The organism is Streptomyces sp. NPDC052052 (genome assembly GCF_040680455.1).
Lineage (GTDB): Bacteria > Actinomycetota > Actinomycetes > Streptomycetales > Streptomycetaceae > Streptomyces.
The window spans coordinates 173,115-193,216 of the sequence record NZ_JBFAWU010000015.1; the positions used below are offsets into that span (position 1 = coordinate 173,115).

At 73.5% G+C, this 20,102-nt stretch carries 13 protein-coding genes; 10 read left to right on the plus strand and 3 right to left on the minus strand.

Going from position 1 to position 20,102, the window contains the following annotated elements:
• Nucleotides 1-2: 2 nt before the first annotated feature.
• Both malQ and AB0L71_RS19825 read right to left on the minus strand, forming a co-directional pair.
• Nucleotides 3-2,174 (minus strand): 4-alpha-glucanotransferase, encoded by a 2,172-nt coding sequence (gene malQ / locus AB0L71_RS19820; protein ID WP_365244295.1) that lies wholly within the window; start codon nucleotides 2,172-2,174, stop codon nucleotides 3-5.
• A complete protein-coding gene (locus AB0L71_RS19825) occupies nucleotides 2,175-2,447 on the minus strand; it encodes a hypothetical protein (RefSeq protein ID WP_365244298.1) in 273 nt (90 codons plus the stop codon). It lies immediately after the preceding gene.
• A 310-nt stretch (nucleotides 2,448-2,757) separates the two neighbouring features.
• On the opposite strand from AB0L71_RS19825, the gene AB0L71_RS19830 reads away from it, so the two are divergent.
• On the plus strand, nucleotides 2,758-5,796 hold the full coding sequence (locus tag AB0L71_RS19830; RefSeq protein ID WP_365244301.1) for a beta-N-acetylglucosaminidase domain-containing protein: 3,039 nt from the start codon (nucleotides 2,758-2,760) through the stop codon (nucleotides 5,794-5,796).
• Nucleotides 5,797-5,867: 71 nt separating this feature from the next.
• Here the strand turns inward: AB0L71_RS19830 and AB0L71_RS19835 are convergent, their stop codons facing one another.
• Nucleotides 5,868-6,404, minus strand: a complete 537-nt coding sequence (locus AB0L71_RS19835; protein WP_365244304.1) for an HNH endonuclease — start codon at nucleotides 6,402-6,404, stop codon at nucleotides 5,868-5,870.
• 329 nt (nucleotides 6,405-6,733) lie between these two features.
• Here AB0L71_RS19835 and AB0L71_RS19840 point away from each other — a divergent pair, with 329 nt between their 5' ends.
• The 9 genes from AB0L71_RS19840 to AB0L71_RS19880 all read left to right on the plus strand — a co-directional run bounded on the left by AB0L71_RS19840 (nucleotide 6,734) and on the right by AB0L71_RS19880 (nucleotide 19,974).
• The gene (locus tag AB0L71_RS19840; protein ID WP_365244307.1) at nucleotides 6,734-7,801 is read left to right on the plus strand and encodes a mechanosensitive ion channel family protein; all 1,068 of its coding nucleotides are present in this window, start codon (nucleotides 6,734-6,736) and stop codon (nucleotides 7,799-7,801) included.
• Nucleotides 7,802-8,042: 241 nt separating this feature from the next.
• Nucleotides 8,043-9,266, plus strand: coding sequence for an ROK family transcriptional regulator (locus AB0L71_RS19845; protein ID WP_365244310.1), 1,224 nt, complete (start codon nucleotides 8,043-8,045; stop codon nucleotides 9,264-9,266).
• A gap of 45 nt (nucleotides 9,267-9,311) precedes the next feature.
• Complete coding sequence (locus AB0L71_RS19850) at nucleotides 9,312-10,625, plus strand: 6-phospho-beta-glucosidase (RefSeq protein WP_365244313.1); 1,314 nt, start codon at nucleotides 9,312-9,314, stop codon at nucleotides 10,623-10,625.
• Nucleotides 10,616-11,590 (plus strand): BadF/BadG/BcrA/BcrD ATPase family protein, encoded by a 975-nt coding sequence (locus AB0L71_RS19855; protein WP_365244316.1) that lies wholly within the window; start codon nucleotides 10,616-10,618, stop codon nucleotides 11,588-11,590. Before AB0L71_RS19850 ends, AB0L71_RS19855 begins: the two co-directional genes overlap by 10 nt.
• 349 nt (nucleotides 11,591-11,939) lie before the next feature.
• Complete coding sequence (locus AB0L71_RS19860) at nucleotides 11,940-13,280, plus strand: hypothetical protein (protein ID WP_365244319.1); 1,341 nt, start codon at nucleotides 11,940-11,942, stop codon at nucleotides 13,278-13,280.
• A 20-nt stretch (nucleotides 13,281-13,300) separates the two neighbouring features.
• Nucleotides 13,301-14,341 (plus strand): glutamate ABC transporter substrate-binding protein, encoded by a 1,041-nt coding sequence (locus AB0L71_RS19865; protein WP_365244367.1) that lies wholly within the window; start codon nucleotides 13,301-13,303, stop codon nucleotides 14,339-14,341.
• Nucleotides 14,342-14,478: 137 nt separating this feature from the next.
• Complete coding sequence (locus AB0L71_RS19870; protein ID WP_365244322.1) at nucleotides 14,479-15,804, plus strand: hypothetical protein; 1,326 nt, start codon at nucleotides 14,479-14,481, stop codon at nucleotides 15,802-15,804.
• A gap of 61 nt (nucleotides 15,805-15,865) precedes the next feature.
• A complete protein-coding gene (locus AB0L71_RS19875; protein WP_365244325.1) occupies nucleotides 15,866-18,655 on the plus strand; it encodes a tetratricopeptide repeat protein in 2,790 nt (929 codons plus the stop codon).
• Nucleotides 18,652-19,974: a PP2C family serine/threonine-protein phosphatase gene (locus tag AB0L71_RS19880; RefSeq protein WP_365244328.1), complete on the plus strand. Its 1,323-nt coding sequence runs from the start codon at nucleotides 18,652-18,654 to the stop codon at nucleotides 19,972-19,974. Before AB0L71_RS19875 ends, AB0L71_RS19880 begins: the two co-directional genes overlap by 4 nt.
• The last annotated feature ends 128 nt before the right edge of the window (nucleotides 19,975-20,102 follow it).

The following is a 20,102-nucleotide window of genomic DNA, read 5'->3' on the forward strand; positions in this document are numbered from 1 at the left end:
GCCTACGACGGCCGCGCGCGCGGGGGTACCGTACGGGGCGCAGATCCGGAAGCGGGGCGTCCGCCATCGGGCCGGAAGACCTCCATCAGCCCGTGCAGACGAGGTGCGGCGGCCAGTTCCTCCAGCGTGACGGGGCGGCCTGCCGCGTCGGCGACGGGCAGCCGCCAGTTGGGGTACTGGTCCCAGGTGCCGGGCAGGTTCTGCGGGCGGCGGTCGCCGAGCGTGTCGGGCAGCCAGATGCCGACCATGTGGGCCGGTGTGCGCAGCAGGAAGCGGTGCACGGCGCGGACCGCGCCCTCCTCGTCGCCCTCCCCCTCGGGCAGCAGGCCGAGCCGGGCGAGGTGCCCCATCCACTCGGCGGTGTCCGTGGCGTCGGCGGTCAGCTCCTCCGCGAGGCCGCGGGTGAGCAGGCCGAGGCGGTGGCGCAGCGTCACATGGTCGCCGGCCAGCCGGGCGGCGGTGGACGGCAGGTCGTGCGTGGTGACGGTGGCCAGACAGTCCTTGCGCCACTGCTCGGGGGCCAGCGGGCGGCCGGTGCCGGCCCAGTCCCGTTCGAACCAGAGGACGGACGTGCCGAGCACGCCGCGGCGCGCCAGGGCCTCGCGTACTCCCGGTTCCACGGTGCCGAGGTCCTCTCCCAGGACGACAGCGCCGGCCCGGTATGCCTCCAGGACGAGGACGGCGAGCATCGCCTCGGCGTCCTGGCTGACGTAGGTGCCCTCGGTGGGCGGGCGCCCCTCGGGCACCCACCAGAGCCGGAACAGGCCCATGACGTGGTCGATGCGCAGGGCGCCCGCCCGGGCGAGCAGTCCGCGCAGCAGTCCGCGGTACGGGGCGTAGCCGGATGCGGCGAGGACGTCGGGGCGCCAGGGCGGCAGGCCCCAGTCCTGACCGCGGGCGTTGAAGGCGTCCGGGGGTGCGCCGACGGACATGCGGTGGGCGAGGGCGTCCTGCTGGGCCCAGGCGTCGGAGCCGCCGGGGTGCACGCCGACGGCGAGGTCGTGGACGATGCCGACGGCCATGCCGGCGTCCAGGGCGGCGCGCTGGGCCGCGGCGAGCTGGCCGTCGGTCAGCCAGGCGAGCCGGCGGTGGAAGTCGACCCGGTCCAGCAGCTCGCGGCGGGCGCGGGCGGTCTCCGGGGAGCGGGGGTCGCGGAGCGCGGCAGGCCAGGTGTGCCAGTCGGGGCCGTGGACCTCGGCGAGGGCGCACCACAGGGCGTGGTCCTCCAGCGCCTGCCCCTGCTCGGCGAGGAAGTCGCAGTACGCGGCGCGACGGCCCGGAGTGAGGGGCACCTTCGCCACGCGTTCGAGGGCCTGCTGCTTGAGTTCCCGGACGGCGTCCCGGTCGATGAGGGCGCCCTTGTTCAGGACGGTGTCGCGGAGCGTCGCGGCGTCCTGCCGCAGGTCGTCGAGGACGCCCCGGTCCGGCACGTGCCCGTACTCGGGAATGGACTCGATGTGCAGATGGACGGGGTCGGGGAAGCGCCGCGACGAGGGCCGGTACGGGGACGGGTCGGTGGGGTTGCCGGGCACCGCGGCGTGAAGGGGGTTCACCTGGACGAATCCGGCGCCGAGGGTCCGCCCGGACCAGGTGGCGAGGTCGGCGAGGTCCCCGAGGTCGCCCATGCCCCAGGAGCGGGCGGAGAGCAGGGAGTAGAGCTGGACGAGGAAGCCGTGGCTGCGCGCGGGCGGCTGCGGGGCGCGGGCCGGGGCGACGACGAGCGTGCAGGTCGTGCTCCCGCCGCCCGGCGCACGCGCCGTCAGCCGGTGGACCCCGAGCGGCGGTCCGGTCCACCAGGCGGGCCGCGCGGGCGTGTCCGCACCCGCGTCCCTGCCGGCGTCGGCGTCGGCGGGCGGGACGCGCATCTGCGGGAGCGGGGGCGCCCCGGTGTCGTCGAGAGCGATGTCCAGCGTCGTGCCGGGCGGCAGGGCGGACAGGGCCGGGGGCAGCGGCTCCCCGGCCCACACCACCAGCGTCCGCGGGAGCAGCCGGGAACGGTGCGCGGACTCGGCGGCGGCGAGCGACTCCCGTACCGCTTCGGGTGTCACGGCGTCCACCCCGAGCGCGGCGAGCACGGCGACGACCGTGCCGTCCGGAACGGGGACCGTGACACCGGCGGACGGGGCGTAGGAGGTGGCGACGCCGTGCAGTGCGGCGAGCCGGGACAAGCCCATTCAGACTCCAGAGGACTCCATGCCCCACGGGCTGCCGGACGTGGCCGACTCGCTGGTCAGCGGGGCGACGGCGGCGAGCGGGGCTTCGCTGGTCAGTGGCGTGGCCTCGGCGAGCGGCGGCTCGCTGGTCAGCGGTATGGCGTCGACCAGCGGCGGTTCGCTGATCAACGGTCCGGGGCAGGCGGCGACGGCCGGGACCACGCCGGGCCGCGGGACGGTCCCGGCCGACTGCGGGGAGAGGGCGGAGAGCAGGAGCTGCGCGGCAGCGGGCATGGCGGCCTCCCGGCCATGAAGGAACAGGACACAGCAGACCTACCCTGTGGACCCGGCCGCAGGCGTAGGTGTTACCACAACGAATCCAACGTGCTCCGAGTCACATTTCGTTCCCCAGGCGCCACTTCGCCGAAAGTCGTACGCCCTTTTCGGTCATTCGGCGTCACTCCTGTCGTTGCGCGCCGAAGAGCTGAGTACCCCTCAGCTCGCCAGAGAAATAGGGCATTTCCGGCAGAGCGGCCACCCGCATTGACACCCTCGCGCGCGGGTGGTGGGGTCGGAGACCTGCTGCGGGAGCGAGGGAGAAGAGATGCGGCTCAGGCGCAGAAGGCAGGCAACGGCCATCGCGGTCGCCGTGCTCGGGGGTCTGCTCTCCACGGGTACCCCGGCCGCCGTCGCGGCCCCGTCGGCGCCCGGCTCACCCGCCGTCACCTCCCCCGACCGCACGGACGACGGCACCCTGCCCGCCGTATGGCCGCGCCCCCAGTCCATCAAGGCGTCCGGGTCCGCGGTGCCGCTCTCCGACGACGTCACCCTCCTGACCGGCGCGCATGCGGATCCGTACGCCGTCGAGGCGCTCCGGCAGATCCTGCGGGACGCCGGGGTACGGACCGTCCACGAGTCCCTGCCCGGCCGCGGTACGGTCATCCGGCTCGGCGACGGCGGAGCCCAGGACGCCCTGCGCACCCTGCGCGCCCCCGAGCGCGGCGATCTGCCGTCCGGCGGCTACCGGCTCGCGGTCGGCCGGGTCGCGGGCCGGGACACCGTCGCCGTGGACGGTGTCGGCGAGGACGGCCTCTTCCACGGCGTGCAGACCCTGCGTCAGCTGATCAGTGACGGGGACATCGCCGGAGTCACCGTCAGGGACTGGCCGGGAACCGCCGTGCGCGGAATGACCGAGGGCTTCTACGGACAGCCGTGGACCCGCGAGGAGCGGCTGGCGCAGATCGACTTCATGGGGCGCACGAAGCAGAACAGATATCTGTACGCGGCAGGCGACGACCCCTACCGGCAGGCCCGTTGGCGCGACCCCTACCCGGCCGACCGGCGCGCCGACTTCCGGGCCCTGGCCGAACGCGCCCGCGCCGAGCATGTGACGCTCGGCTGGGCCGTCGCCCCCGGCCAGACCATGTGCATGTCGTCCGAGAACGACATGCGGGCACTGACGAAGAAGATCGACGCGATGTGGGCCCTGGGCATCCGGGTCTTCCAGCTGCAGTTCCAGGACGTCAGCTACAGCGAGTGGCACTGCGACGACGACGCGGACACCTTCGGCAGCGGCCCCGAGGCGGCGGCCAGGGCGCAGGCCCGGGTGGCGAGCAGGGTGGCGCAGCACCTCGCGGACCGCCATCCGGGCGCGGAACCGCTGTCGGTCATGCCGACGGAGTTCTACCAGGACGGGTCGACCGCCTACCGCACGGCACTCGCCGAGGAGCTGGACGACCGGGTCCAGATCGCCTGGACCGGGGTCGGTGTCGTCCCGAAGACCATCACCGGCGCCGAACTGGCCGGTGCCCGCGCCGCGTTCCGGCATCCGCTGGTCACGATGGACAACTATCCGGTCAACGACTACGCACAGGACCGCGTCTTCCTCGGCCCGTACACCGGCCGGGAGCCCGCGGTGGCGACGGGTTCCGCGGCGCTGCTCGCCAATGCGATGGAGCAGCCGTCCGCATCCCGCATCCCGCTGTTCACCGCCGCCGACTTCGCCTGGAACCCGAGGGCCTACCAGCCGCAGGAGTCCTGGCAGGCGGCGATCGACGATCTGGCGGGCGGCGACGCCCGCACCCGGGACGCCCTGCGGGCACTGGCCGGGAACAGCGCCGGATCCGTGCTGGGCGGCGACGAGTCGGAGTATCTGCGGCCGCTGCTGACCGCGTTCTGGCAGTCCCGCTCGACGACCGACACCACGGAGCGGGCGGCCGCGGCACGCAGGCTGCGGGCGGCGTTCACCGTGATGCGGGAGGCCCCACAGCGGCTGAAGGGCCTGGCCGACGGGCGGCTGGAGGGCGAGGTGCGGCCGTGGACGGAGCAGCTGTCCCGGTACGGCCGGGCGGGCGAGCTGGCCGTCGACCTGCTGGAGGCACAGTCCCGGGGTGACGGCGCCGCCGCGTGGCAGGCGTCGCTGGCGCTGGAGCCGCTGCGCAAGGCCACGAAGGCGAGCGGTGCGACGGTCGGCAAGGGGGTGCTCGGCCCGTTCCTGGACCGGGTGCGCCGGGAGGCGGACGCCTGGACGGGCGCGGACCGGGACGCCGGCACGGTGACCGAGGCCGCGGACAGTTACACGGTCCGGCTGAACCGGGCCCGTCCGATCCGGACCGTGACGGCGATGACCGAGCCCGGGGACGACACGGTGGCCGGTGCGACGCTGGAGGTCCATGTCGCCGGCGAGGGCTGGCGCAGCCTCGGCCCGGTATCGGCGACCGGCTGGACCCAGACCGCGGCCGAGGGGGTGCGTGCCGACGCGATCCGGATCGTCCGGCCCACCGGCGGCCCGTCGGTACCGCCGGCCATCACCGGCACGGTGGCGTCCGTCGTCCCGGGCAACCGGACCGGCAGCGACCTCGCCGCGGATTCCTCCGGGAGCGCGCAGGGCCGGGCTCCCCAGGTGCGCGCGCTGGTGCCGTGGTTCGACGACGAGCCCGCCGTACAGCTCGAACTCGCCCGTGCCTCGACGGACGCGGAGATCGGCGGCGGGCCGAAGCGGGTCGAGGTGCGGCTGTCGTCCCGGCGCCCCGCCGAGGTGCGGGGCAAGCTGACCGCGCGGGCGCCCAAGGGCATCGAGGTGAAGGTTCCGGAGCAGTCGACGGTGCCGCGCGGTTCCGGTACCGCCGTCCCCGTGGAGATCACCGTCCCGGCGGGCACCCCGGCGGGAGAGTACGAGGTGCCGATCGCCTTCGGCGAGGAGCGCACCACGCTGACCGTCCGGGCGTACCCCCGCACCGCGGGCCCCGACCTGGTGCGCACCGCCACCGTCGCCTCGTCCGGCGACGAGACCCCGGACTTCCCGGCGTCGGCCGCCTCCGACGGCGATCCGGAGACCCGGTGGTCCTCGCCGGCCGAGGACGGGGCCTGGTGGCAGGCGGAACTGCCGCAGTCGGAGCGGGTCGGCCTGGTGGTGCTGCGGTGGCAGGACGCGTACGCCTCCCGCTACCGCGTCCAGGTGTCCGCGGACGGCCGCACCTGGCGGACGGCGGCGACCGTACGGGACGGGCGGGGCGGGCGCGAGTCGGTCCGGATGGACGCGAAGGACACCCGCTTCCTCCGGATCCAGGGCGATGCCCGGGGCACCGAGTACGGCATCTCGCTCTGGTCGGTCCAGGCGTACGCCGTCGCCGCGGCGGAGTGACGCCCCGCTCGCACCCCTGTCGTCCCCGACGGCCCCCGTTCGGCCCCGGGGACGACAGAGGCCCGGATCCCTCAGGCTGAGATGCCGTCGATCCGGGCCATGGCGTCGTCCGCGCCGAACGGTTGCAAGTACGGCAACCAGCGCGGGTCGCGATGCCCCGTCCCGATGATGCGCCAGGCGAGCCCGGTGGGCGGTGCGGGCTGCTGGTGCAGCCGCCAGCCGAGCTCCGGCAGGTGCCGGTCCGCCTTGACGTGGTTGCAGCGGCGGCAGGCCGCCACCACGTTGTCCCAGGAGTGCTTTCCGCCGCGGCTGCGCGGAATGACATGGTCGACGCTGGTCGCAACGGCGCCGCAGTACATGCAGCGTCCCCCGTCCCGGGCGAAGAGCGCCCTGCGGGTCAGTGGAACGGGCCCCCGGTACGGGACCCGTACGAACCGCTTCAGGCGGACGACGCTGGGGGCCGGGACGACCCGGGTGGCACTGTGCATGAAGGCGCCGGACTCCTCGAGGCAGATGGCCTTGTTTTCGAGCACGAGGACGAGCGCGCGGCGGAGCGGTACGACGCCGAGGGGCTCGTACGACGCGTTGAGAACCAGGACGTGCGGCACGGTGGATGCCTCCTTGTACGCCGGCGGCGCGTGGCTCGCGCCGGGACGATCCGCTCTCAGTTTCTCCTCACGCCTGGTCGGAGCGCCACCACGTGCGGGTAACGGGCCGGAAGGATTTTTTCCGCAGCCCCCTGCCGGTCCCCCGCCACCCCGCACCGGAGCAGGCGCTTCGGGGCCATGGCCGCAGCGGCCCCACCCGACGTGTGCGATCGGCCACATACGGCCTGTGCGCCCTCATGGAACCGGTCTCTTCCGGGCAGGCAGAAGGGAGCCCTCCGGATACCCCGTTAGTGTGGTTGGTCTGCTGTCGTCCCTCTGGAGGTTCCGCCGTGTTCCCGTCCGCCCTGTTGGCCACCGCCACGTCGCCGGGGTCCGGTAGCTCGCTGGACGAGGCCGCCGAGCAGGCCGGCAACGCCGCAGGCTGGGTGGAGGAGAACTGGTCCATCTGGCTGAGCACGGGTCTGCGTATCGTGCTCATCGCCGCGATCGCGGTCGTGTTGCGCACCGTGGTCCGCCGTGCTCTCACCAAGCTGATCGACCGGATGAACCGCAGCGCGCAGGCGGTGGAGGGCACCGCGCTGGGCGGGCTGCTGGTCAACGCGGAACGCCGCCGTCAGCGGTCCGAGGCGATCGGTTCGGTACTCCGCTCGGTCTCCTCGTTCCTGATTCTCGGTACGGCAGCCCTGATGATCCTGGGCGCGTTCAAGATCAACCTGGCGCCGCTGCTGGCCTCCGCCGGGGTGGCCGGGGTCGCGCTCGGTTTCGGTGCGCGCAACCTGGTCACCGACTTCCTCTCCGGCGTCTTCATGATCCTGGAGGACCAGTACGGCGTGGGTGACACCATCGACGCGGGCGTCGCCTCCGGCGAGGTCATCGAGGTCGGTCTGCGGGTCACCAAACTGCGCGGTGACAACGGTGAGATCTGGTACGTCCGCAACGGCGAGGTGAAGCGCATCGGCAACCTCAGCCAGGGCTGGTCGACGGCCGGTGTCGATGTGACGGTGCGCCCGACGGAGGACCTGGAGAGGGTTCATGCGCTGATCTCCGAGGCCGCCGCGTCGATGGCCAAGGACGAGCCCTGGAGCGAGCGGCTGTGGGGCCCGGTGGAGATCCTCGGTCTGAACTCCGTGCTGCTGGACTCGATGACGGTCCGGGTGACCGCGAAGACGATGCCGGGCAAGTCGCTGGGCGTGGAGCGCGAGCTGCGCTGGCGGATCAAGCGGGCCTTCGACGAGGCGGGCATCCGCATGGTCGGCGGTGTCCCGGCCCAGGCGGACGAGCCGTCCGCCGCCGACCCGACGGCCGGCATGGCCGCCCCGTCCGCGTACGCGTCGACGACCTCGCCGCAGTCGCTGGCCGCGTCGCCGATCGCCCCGCCGCTGGGCAAGTCGAAGTAGGCCGCCACGGCCCACCGCACGAGTGAGGGGTGCCCCGCAGAGTCTGCGGGGCACCCCTTGCTCGTACGCGGGCCCGACGCGGCTTCTCAGCCGCCCGATACGGACTGCGGGCCGGCGGTCCGCACGTTGCGCGGGCACCCGGACATCACGTGAGCACCGCCCATTGACGTCCCGGCAACCACGCCCTACGGTCCTCTCACCGAATAGGAAACTTTCCTAACAGAGGGCAGGTGCCACGTTCATGGCCGGAACCACCCCGGGTACCCCCCGCGTTCTGCGGGCCATGAACGACCGGGCCGCCCTCGATCTGCTGGTGGAGCACGGCCCCCTCTCCAGGACCCGGATCGGGGAGCTCACCGGCCTCTCCAAGCCCACCGCCTCACAGCTGCTGGCGCGGCTGGAGGCGGCCGGGCTGGTCGTCGCGACCGGGACGACGGCCGGTCGCCCCGGTCCCAACGCCCAGTTGTACGCGGTGAACGCACGGGCCGCGCACGTCGCGGGGCTGGACGTGAACGCCCGCCGGATCGTCGCCGCCGTCGCCGATGTGACCGGTGAGACGGTCGGGGAGTTCGAGCTGCCCACCCCGGGCCGGACCGCCGACTCCGCGGTGCGGCAGGTGACCCAGGCGCTCGACGGTGCGGTCCAGGACGCCGGGCTCACCCTCGCCGAGGTGCACCGGGTCGTCATCGGCACGCCGGGGGCCTTCGACCCGGGTACCGGGCGGCTGCGGTACGCCACGCACCTGCCCGGCTGGCACTCCCCCACTCTGCTGGTGGAGCTGGCCGCGGCCCTGCCGATGCCGGTCGCGTACGACAACGACGTGAACCTGGTCGCGGTGGCCGAACAACGGCGCGGCGCGGCGCGCGGTCACGACGACTTCGTCCTGCTGTGGAACGAGGAGGGGCTCGGTGCCGCCCTCGTCATCAACGGACGGCTGCACCGCGGCTTCACCGGTGGCGCCGGGGAGGTCGGCTTCCTGCCGGTGCCCGGCGTTCCGCTGGTCCGTCAGGTCGCCCAGGCGAACGCGGGCGGCTTCCAGGAGCTGGCGGGCGCGCCGGTAGTGGCCCGGATGGCCCGTGAGCTGGGCATCGACGACGAACCGGCCCGCGGCTGCGGCACCCCTCACGAGGCCGCGGCACGCCTGCTCGCGCGGGCCGCCGGCGTCGCGGGGTCGGACGGGGGCGGCCCGTACCTCCGGCTCCTGGACCGGTTCGCCACCGCCCTGGCCACCGGGCTCGCCTCCGTGGTCGCCGTGCTGGACCCGGAACTCGTCGTGCTGTCCGGCGGGTTGATCACGGCCGGCGGGGAACCGCTGCGCGCCCGGGTGGAGTCCGAGCTCGGCGAACTGGCCGCTGCCCGGCCCCGGTTGGTCACCGGCGCCGTGACCCACCGTCCCGTACTGCGCGGCGCGCTGGAGAGCGCGCTCGCGACCACCCGTGACGACGTCTTCGACACGTCACGCTGAGGATTTCACCGAGTACGTCACACCGACCGGAGCGAAGGGCTGACCATGAAGCTCGCAGTAGTGGGTGGCGGGTCCACCTACACACCTGAACTGATCGACGGTTTCGCCCGGTTGCGGGACACGCTGCCCGTCGAGGAGCTGGTGCTCGTCGACCCGGCGGCCGACCGGCTCGCCCTCGTCGGCGGCCTCGCCCGGCGGATCTTCGCCAAGCAGGACCACCCGGGGAGGATCGTCACCACCTCGGACCTCGACGCGGGCGTCGCCGACGCCGACGCGGTCCTGCTCCAGCTGCGCGTCGGCGGACAGGCCGCCCGCAACCAGGACGAGACCTGGCCGTTGGAGTGCGGCTGCATCGGCCAGGAGACCACCGGGGCCGGCGGCCTCGCCAAGGCGCTGCGGACCGTCCCCGTCGTCCTGGACATCGCCGAGCGGGTCCGCCGCACCAACCCGGACGCCTGGATCATCGACTTCACCAACCCGGTCGGCATCGTCACCCGGGCCCTGCTCCAGGCCGGGCACAAGGCCGTCGGCCTGTGCAACGTCGCGATCGGCCTCCAGCGGAAGTTCGCCCGGCTCCTCGACGTCACCCCCGGCGAGGTGCACCTCGACCATGTCGGGCTCAACCACCTGAGCTGGGAACTCGGGGTACGCCTCGGTGGCCCGGACGGCGAGGACGTCCTGCCCCGGCTGCTCGCCGAGCACGGCGGCACGATCGCGGACGACCTGCGCATGCCCCGGGCGGTCCTGGACCGGCTCGGCGTCGTCCCCTCGTACTACCTGCGGTACTTCTACGCGCACGACGAGGTCGTACGGGAGCTCGGCACCAAGCCGTCCCGGGCGGCCGAGGTCGCCGCGATGGAGAAGGAGCTCCTGGCCATGTACGGCGATCCGGCACTGGACGAGAAGCCCGCGCTGCTCGCCAAGCGCGGGGGCGCCTTCTACTCGGAGGCGGCGGTGGACCTGGCGTCCTCGCTGCTGGGGTCGGACGGCCCGGCGGTGCAGGTGGTCAACACCTACAACCGGGGCACGCTGCCGTTCCTGCCGGACGACGCGGTCATCGAGGTGCAGGCCCGGGTCGACGCGGCGGGCGCCGTCCCGCTCCCCGTCCCGGAGCTGGACCCGCTGTACGCCGGCCTGATCGCCCAGGTGACGGCGTACGAGGACCTCGCCCTGGAGGCCGCGCTGCTCGGCGGCCGGGCCAGCGGGCGGGCGGGCGGGAGGGACACCGGGCGGGCGGGCGGGAGAAATGCGGTCTTCAAGGCGCTGCTCGCACACCCGTTGATCGGCCAGTTCGAGTACGCCGAAGCGCTCACCGACAAGCTGATCGCGCACAACCGGGAGCACCTCGCATGGGCGTGAGCACCTGTGTCCTCGCGATCGACGCGGGGAACAGCAAGACCGACGTGGCTCTGGTCGGTCCGGACGGAACGGTGCTGTCGACCGCCCGCGGCGGCGGCTTCCAGCCGCCGGTGGTGGGCGTCGAGGCGGCCGTGGACGCGCTTGGTGCGATCGTCGGCCGGGCGCTGGAGGAGGCCGGTGCGCCGGGCGGCTCCGTCGCTCAGGTGTCGGCCTGTCTCGCCAACGCCGATCTACCGGTCGAGGAGCGGCAGTTGGCGGATGCGCTGTGGGCCCGTGGCTGGGGCCGCGCGGTCGAGGTGCGCAACGACACGTTCGCGATACTGCGCGCCGGCGTGGACGTGCCCCGGGGCGTGGCCGTGGTCTGCGGCGCGGGGATCAACTGTGTCGGCATGGTGCCGGACGGGCGTACCGCGCGCTTTCCTGCCCTGGGCCGGATCTCCGGTGACTGGGGCGGGGGTTCCGGGCTCGCCGAGGAGGCCCTGTGGTTCGCCGCGCGGGCCGAGGACGGCCGTGGCGAACCGACCGGGCTGGCGCGTGCGCTGCCCGCGCACTTCGGGCTGGACTCGATGCAGGCGCTGATCGAGGCGCTGCATCTGGGCCGGATCGGGTGGGAACGCCGGCTCGAACTGGCCCCGGTGCTCTTCGCGACCGCGGCGGCCGGGGATCCGGTCGCGGGTGCGCTGGTGGACCGGCTGGCCGAGGAGATCGTCACGATGGCATGCGTGGCGCTGGGCAGGCTCGATCTACTGGACGCGGACGTGCCGGTGGTGCTGGGCGGGGGTGTACTGGCGGCCCGTCACCCGCAGTTGGACGACCGGATCACCCAACTCCTGGCGGAACGCGCTCCGAAGGCGGTGGTACGGGTGGTGACGGAACCTCCGGTCCTGGGGGCGGCGCTGCTGGGTCTGGACCGCACGGGGGCGGCTACCGGGGTGCACGAGACGCTGCGCGCGCAGTACGGCTGAGACCGGATGCGCCCCCGGCGGCGTCCCGCGGTGTTCCGGCCGCGGGACGCCGTTCGGGCGTGGGAACCGTTCAGTTGTCCCGGACGTGTTCCTGGGAGGGGAGATCGGCCCGGTTCGGGTGGTGGTCCGCCGATCGCCTTGATCGGCGGCGCCGGCCTTGGTCGAATGCGTGTGACGGCAGCCGCGGACCGTGCGGGATCCGGACGTTCCTGATGTGGATGTCGTTCCCTGCGGCCATACTTCAGGCCGGGTACCAGTCCCCCGATCGGCCGGGGGCCGGGCCACCGTCAGTGACCGAGGGGGAGGTCGAGTGACACACCCGCCGATTGCAGGCACGGCGCCGGAACACGTGCGGGCGCAGCCCCCCGCACCCGCTCCGCCGCAGCCCGGCGCCTGGTCCGCGACGACGCGGCGGCTGCGGGTCTCGGCGACGACCGAACCGGGCAGGCTCCAGATCATCGGGGCCGTACTGGCCCTGCTCGTCGTCGCGTTCGGGGCCGTGACGGCGGTCGAGGTCGCCGACCGGGCGGACGCCGCCGACGACGTGGTGAACCACAGCCAGCCGCTGAGCGTCGACGCGGCGGACATCTACCGTTCGCTGGCCGATGCCGACACCGCGGCGGCGAGCGGGTTCCTGGCCGGGGCGCAGGAGCCCCGGGACGTCCGCGACCGGTACGACCGGGACATCGAGGAGGCCTCCGGGCTGCTGGTGAAGGCCGCGGCCAACACGGACCCGTCGACGGCCTCCGGACACGAGATCACCACGCTCAACGAGGAACTCCCCCGGTACACGGGCCTGATCGAGCGGGCCCGTGCCAACAACCGGCAGGGCCTGCCGCTGGGCGGCGCCTATCTCCGGTACGCGAACCAGAAGATGAGCAACGTCCTGCTGCCGGCCGCCGAACGGCTGTACGCGGCGGAGACCGGGCGGCTCGACCGGGACATCGAATCGGCCAGGACCTGGCCGTTCCTCTCGCTGGGTCTCGGTGCCGTGGCCCTGGCCGCCCTGCTCTGGGCCCAGCGGCGCAACTACCGCCGGACGAACCGGGTCTTCAGCCAGGGGCTGCTCGTCGCGACCGCCGCGTCCACCGTGGTGCTGCTGTGGCTGGCCGTGGGGCACACGGTGGCACGGTCCGGACTGCTGGACGCGGATGTGCACGGGCAGCAGTCCCTCGATGTCCTCAACCATGCCCGGATCGACTCGCTGAAGGCCCGCGCCAATGAGAACCTCACTCTGGTCGCCCGAGGCGCGGTGCTCACGCCGGACGGCAAGAACGACAAGTACGAGACCGACTACGGAACGGGCATGAAGGCCCTCGACGAAGAGCTGGTGAGGGCGGCGAAGCTCACCGACGACCCCGAGGGGAGCGTCCCGGTGTCGAACGCCGTCAGCGCCGTATCCGAGTGGCACAAGCGCCACCGGACCGCCCGTGCGACCGACGACAGCGGCGACTACGACGGCGCGCTGAAGCAGACCATCGGGTCGAAGAACTCCACCGGTGAGTCCTTCAACCGTGTGGACGACGCCCTGAAGCGGGCCCTCACCCATGAGCAGGGCGAGTTCACCCGGGCGGCCCGGAACGGACGCGGGGCCCTGGGCGGGCTGCCGGTCGGTTCCGCGGCGCTTGCCGCGCTGGGTGCTCTCGGCGCGGTCCTCGGGATCAACCGCAGGCTCTCGGAGTACCGGTGAGAGGGGGAGCGATGACCAGGATGCGCATGCGCGTGAGGTCTGCCCGCGGCAGGCTGCGCGGCTGGGGCGGGGTGACGGCCATGGCCGCGGTCTGCGCGGTGACGGCGGCGAGCACCCTGCTGCCGCTCTCCCACGGCGCCGCCGAGGCCCTCGGCGGCGCCTTCTCGGGGCCGGGCACCGCGCGGGCGGTGCAGGTCCGGGCCGATTCCGCGTCCTGCACGGACCCGGAGGCGAGCCTGCCGCCGTCGAGCGCCGGCGGCCCGAGCATCGCGAAGATCAAGGAGCGCGGGAAGCTGATCGCGGGCGTCGACCAGAACAGCTTCCGCTGGGGGTACCGCGATCCGGAGACCGGCAGGCTGGAGGGGTTCGACATCGATCTGGTGCGGGCCATCGCCAAGGACATCCTCGGCGATCCCGATGCGGTGATCTTCCGCGCCATCCCCACCAACCAGCGGATCGCCGCCCTGGCGAACGACAAGGTCGACGTCGTCGTCCGGACCATGACGATCAACTGCCGCCGCCTGGGACAGGTCTCGTTCTCCACGGCCTACTTCCAGGCCGGGCAGCAGGTCCTCGCACCGAAGGACTCGTCGATCACCGGGTTCGACACGTCCCTGGCGGGCAAGCGGATCTGCACCGCCGAGGGTTCCACCGCGTACGAGGCGCTGGAGAAGCAGTCGTTCGGCTCGGTCTTCAAGGACCCGCACGACGGCAGCGAGGCGGACGAGGACCAGCTCACCGTCCCCAACCAGCTGGACTGCCTGGTGCGGTTGCAGATGGGCGAGGTCGACGCGGTGGTCACGGACAACGCGCTGGCGGCCGGTCAGGCGGCCCAGGACCCGGCGGTCGAGCTCAAGGGCGACAAGCCGTTCACCACCGAGTACTACGGCGTGGCGACGAAGCGCGGTGCGGACGACCTGGTGGCCCGGGTCAACCAGGTGCTGGTGGACTACCGCAGAGGCGGGACGGGCAGTCCTTGGATGGTGTCGTACCGGAAATGGCTGGAAGCCGGTCTGCCGGGGATAACGGCGCCGCCGGCTCCCAAGTACCGGAGCAACTAGCCGGCTTGGAAGCACCGGAGCGACGGGAGCCGGTCGGGGTACCGGCCGGGGGACGCGCGACGGCGTGCGCCGGCCGGTGAGACAGTGGCACTGATCCTGCCGGGCCCGCCCCGACAGGAAGAGCGGAGAGGTGATCGATGGGCGTTGCGGGCCCCTTTCCCGGCTACGCGGGGAGGACCCCCGGCCCGGTCATGGACCGGGACGAGGCGGACCGTGCGCTGGCCCGGCTGGGCGCGGAGCACGAGGCGATCGAGACCTCGCTCCTCGCCCTGCAGGACCACGCGGGCCGCCGGCTTCTGGAAGGCGCCGGCCTGACCGGTGTCACGAAGGAACGCTGGGCCTCCACCGAGCAGTCGATCACCCTGCTGTGGGCGTATTTCGACGTCTACGCGGCGGCTCTGACCGAGGCCCGCGCGGTGCGGGCCCGTCGGCGTCACCCCAGCCGGGACGACCTGGTCACCCTCACCGAACTGCTGCGCGGCGAAGGGGTCACCGTGGCGCATGCGGCGGGCCGGTCCGACCCGTCGGGCGCCGCCCCGGCCAGGCTCTCCGAGCGCTTCACCCTGGAGGAACTGGTCGCCCGGATGAACGACCTGTACGCCCGCTCGCTGGACATGGTCGTCGCCGCCGACTCCGTGTGGTCCGCACTCCCCGCCCGGATAGATCTCCTCGCCACCGAGCTGCACCGCACCCGCTCACTGGCACACTCCGTCGGCGTACGCCCCGGCGAGCACCCGGCGGGTGACGACCTGGAGGCGATCACCCGGGAACTGACCGCGCTGCGGGCGGAGGTGATCTCCGATCCGCTCGCGTTCTGGCTGGCGGGGTCAGGCAGTTCGGCGCCGGGCGGCGGGCGCCCCGACACGACGCGCTACGACCGGGCGGCCCGCGCCCTGGACGAGGTGCGCCGGGAGATCGAGGCGGTGCTCGCGGTCCGGCAGGACGCCGAACAGCGTCTGGTCCAGCTGCGGGACGTGCTGTCCCGTGCGGACCGCACCCTGTCGGAGGCCCGCTCGGCGCGCGGCGAGGTGCTGGCGAAGATCGCCGCCTCCGAGGTGCCCGCGGTCAGCGGCCCGGCCACGGTGCTCCAGGAGCGGCTGGCCATCGCTTCGGAGTACCGCAGGCATGCCCAGTGGCACCGGCTCTCCCCGCTCCTGGAGACGCTGGAGCGTGAGGCCGAGGAGGAGTTGCTGCGGGCCCGCGAGTCGCTGACCGCGGTCACCGCGCCGCTGGCCGTGCGGGCGGAGCTGCGCGGCCGGCTCGACGCGTACAAGGCGAAGGTCGCCCGGCACGGTCTGGCCGAGGACCCGTTGTTGATCGAGCGGTACGACGCGGCACGCCGGATGCTGTGGAGCGCTCCGTGCGATCTGCGGGTCGCCGCACAGGCGGTGCTGCGTTATCAGGAGACGGCGGCCGAGCTGCTGTCCCCGCAGCGGCCCGCGGGACCGGAGGACCGGCGATGAGTACGGGCGGACGCAAGGCCGAAGGGCCGCGACAGCGGCGGGGCGAGCAGGGGGACCGACCGTGAGTACGCAGTGCCAGCACCCCACGTGCGAGGGCCGGTACGAGGACGTGGGCGGCGGTGAACTGTACTGCGACACCTGCGGTCTGGCTCCCGTCGTGTCTCCGGAAGGAATGGTGTCCTCTCCCCCGACCGGGATCGCCGGCGGCGGGGGCGCGAGCGGCCGGGGCAGTGGGACCAGCGGCAGCAGTGCCGCCTCGTCCCGGGCCTCCTCGCGCTCGTCTACCTCGCACCGTTCCGTTTCGGGCCGGCTGTCGCGCTCGCTGTCCGGTGGCGCCACGGCCCGTTCGGTGTCGGTCCGTTCCTCCCGTTCGGTCGCGAGCGGACCCGGCCGCGGGAGGCTGGGCGCGGGCCTGGTCGAGGTGCCGGACGTGCCGCGTCACGATCCGCGTTCCGCGGTGATGGAGCACCCGGAGGTGCCGGAGCGGAAGCGTTTCTGTTCCCGTTCGGACTGCGGGGCCCCGGTGGGCCGGGCCCGTGGCGGGCGGGCGGGCCGCACGGAGGGGTTCTGCACCAAGTGCGGTCACCCGTACTCCTTCGTGCCCAAGCTCCACGAGGGCGACGTCGTGCACGGCCAGTACGAGGTCGTGGGCTGTCTGGCGCACGGCGGGCTCGGCTGGGTCTATCTCGCGGTCGACCGTGCGGTGTCGGACCGCTGGGTGGTCCTCAAGGGCCTGCTCGACACGGGCGACCAGGACGCCATGGCCGCCGCGATCTCCGAGCGGCGCTTCCTCGCCGAGATCGAGCACTCCAACATCGTCCGGATCTACAACTTCGTCGAGCATCTCGACCAGCGCACCGGCTCGCTCGACGGCTACATCGTGATGGAGTACGTCGGCGGCAAGGCGCTCAAGGAGATCGCCAACGAACGCCGCACCGCGGTCGGGAGACGCGATCCGCTGCCGGTCGAGCAGGCGTGCGCGTACGGCATCGGGGCGCTGGAGGCGCTCGGTCATCTGCACAGCCGCAACCTGCTGTACTGCGACTTCAAGGTCGACAACGCGATACAGACCGAGGACCAGCTGAAGCTCATCGACATGGGTGCGGTCCGTCGCATGGACGACGACGAGTCGGCCATCTACGGCACGGTCGGGTATCAGGCGCCGGAGGTCGCGGAGGTCGGTCCCTCGGTCGCCTCCGATCTGTACACGGTCGCGCGGACGCTCGCGGTGCTGACCTTCGACTTCCAGGGCTACACCAACGTCTTCGTGGACTCGCTACCGGATCCGGACCACATCGAGGTGTTCCGCACCTACGAGTCGTTCTACCGGCTGCTGGTGCGGGCCACCGATCCGGATCCGGCGCGGCGGTTCGCCTCGGCGGCGGAGATGGCGGAGCAGTTGACGGGTGTGCTGCGCGAGGTGGTGTCGCTGCAGACGGGGCGTCCGCGCCCGGCGCTGTCGACGCTGTTCGGTACGGAAGTGCGGGTCACGGACACGCAGTTGTTCGCCGAGCCGACGGGCGAGGTGTCGCGGCTGGGGGCGCGCTCGGCCGCACCGGCGTCCGCGGGCCGCTTCGGGCGGCGGCGGAAGGGGGCGTCCACGGGTGCCGCCCCGGCGGCGGTCACCGTGACGCCCGCCGGGCCGGGTCCGGACGGGCTGCCCGCGGCCGTGGCGCTCGCGCCCGGATACGCCGCGGCGGGGGCCGGTCCGCTGGCCGCGCCGCCCACGCACCTCCGGGCGAGCAGCGGTCCGGGCGCGGGGGTGCCTCGCGGCGGTGCGGCGGTCCCGGACGGGCCGCCCCGGGCCGCGATCCCGGCACCCCGGGTCCCGGTCGCCGTTCCCGGTGCGCCGTCGGGGCCGGACGCCGCGAACGGTCGGCGGCCGGCCGGACTGGACGCGCGGGCCGGCTCGCTCGCGCTGCCGGTGCCCCGGGTCGACGCGAACGATCCCAACGCGGGCTTCCTGGCGGGTCTGATGGCGACCGCCCCCGCCGAGCTGATCGCCGCGCTGAACGCGGCCCCCGCAGCCTCGCTGGAGACCCGGCTGCGCGAGCTGCGGGCCCGCCTGGAGATGCACGACCTCGGCGCGGCGGACCAGGTACTGGCGGCGCTGGAGGCCCGGTATCCGGACGACTGGCGCGTGGTCTGGTACCGCGGCGTCACCTCGCTGGTGACCGGCGACCACGTGAACGCGGCGCTCTCCTTCGACGCGGTGTACGACGCCTTCCCCGGCGAGCCCGCGCCCAAGCTGGCGCTGGGGATCTGCGCGGAGGTCCTGGGCCAGCTGGACAACGCCGCGGAGTACTACCGCCTGGTGTGGGCCACCGACCCGAGTTTCGTCAGCGCCGCCTTCGGCCTGGCCCGGGTGCAGTTCGCCGCCGGGGACCGGGTCGGGGCCGTGGCGACGCTGGAGTCCGTACCGGAGGCGTCGATCCACTACACCGCGGCACGGGTCGCCGCGGTGCGGGCCCGGCTGCGGGAACGGTCCCCGGACGAACCGCTGCGGCCCGATCTTTCGGCCGCCGCCGACCAGGTCGCGGCACTGGCCGGTCTCGGTCTGGACCCGGTGCGCCGCGAGCAGTTGTCGACCGAGGTGCTGGGGACGGCGCTGGACTGGGTACTCTCCGGTGGTTCAACGGCTCCGCGTACGGCCGCTCAGCCGCACGCGCCTGCCGGACCGCCGGATCCGTCCGGGCCCGGAACGCTGCTCGGCCATGAACTGGACGAGCGTGGCCTGCGTTTCGGGCTGGAGCGTTCGTACCGGATGCTCGCCCGGCTTGCGGAGCCCGGTGACGAGAGGATCGAACTGGTGGAACGGGCCAACCGTTTCCGCCCCCGGACGTGGGTGTGAAAATGTCGCAGAAGCCCCAGAGCGCGGCCTTGTCGAGGTGCCCCGGCTGCGAGGAGCCGCTGGAGCCGGGGGACCTGTTCTGCGGTGCGTGCGGGTACGACCTGACGGCCGTGCCCGCACCGCCGCGGGACCGCCCGACGATCGTGATGGCCGCACCGGCCGGGAACGACCGGGCCGCCGCCCGCATCCCGGACCGCCCGGCGGAGGTCCGGTTCGACGAGCCGGGCGGAGCCGGTGACTTCGAGCTGGCCGCGCCCGGTGCCGCCCCCGGTGCCCCGCCACAGGTCACGCCCGCGCCCGCGGCCGCACCGTCCGCCGACGCGCCCACGGCGCCGCCCGATCCCCGTGCCCCCGCGGCGGAGCTGCCCGCCACGCCACCGGTCGGCAGCCGGCTGTGCGTGGCCTGCCGGGCCGGCCGGGTCGACCCCGACGGCTACTGCGAGAACTGCGGTCACGCCCAGCCGCGCGAGCGCGACCACATGGAGCAGGAGCTCGGTTCGGTGGCCGCCGTCAGCGACCGGGGTCTGCGTCACCACCGCAACGAGGACTCGTTCGCGGTGTCGACCACCGCCCTGCCCGACGGTTCACCGGCCGTGGTCGCGATCGTCTGTGACGGTGTCTCGTCGGCGAGCCGCCCCGACGAGGCGTCGGCGGCGGCCGCGCACGCCGCCAACGAATCGCTCCTGGATTCGTTGCCGCGCGGCATCCATCCGCAGCAGGCGATGCACGAGGCGATCGTCGCGGCCTCGGAGTCGGTCAACTCCCTGGCCGAGGAGCCCGGTCGGGCCGGCGAGCACGACCCGCACCGCCACCAGAACGCCCCGGCCTGCACCCTGGTCGGCGCGGTGCTGGCGGGTGGGCTGCTGGTCGTCGGCTGGGTCGGCGACAGTCGCGTCTACTGGGTGCCGGACGACCGCAGCCATCCGCCCGCCCGGCTGACCGAGGACGACTCCTGGGCCGCGCAGATGGTCGCCGCGGGCCTGATGAACGAGGCCGACGCGTACGCGGACGAGCGCGCCCACGCCATCACGGGGTGGCTCGGCGCCGACGCCTACGAACTGGAGCCGCACACCTCGGCGTTCAAACCGGACCGGTCCGGTCTCGTGGTGGTGTGCACGGACGGTCTGTGGAACTACGCGGAGTCGGCGGCCGAGATGGCCTCAGCGGTACCGGCCGACGCACAGCTGCGTCCGTTGCACGGCGCGCGGGTGCTGGTGGGTCATGCGCTGGACGGTGGGGGCCACGACAACGTAACAGTGGCTCTGCTGCCGTTCACCATGCCGCCGCAGGGGGCAGGATCGGCCTGCGGCACCCCATGAGTCCCGTTCCGTAACGCTTGATTCCGTTTCCGTCCGGCCACTCCCCCCTGACACTTTCGCCCGCTTCACCCACCCCCGGCCACCTCCCTCCCCATCCGCCCTGATCCACCCGTACTTCTGCCCTCACA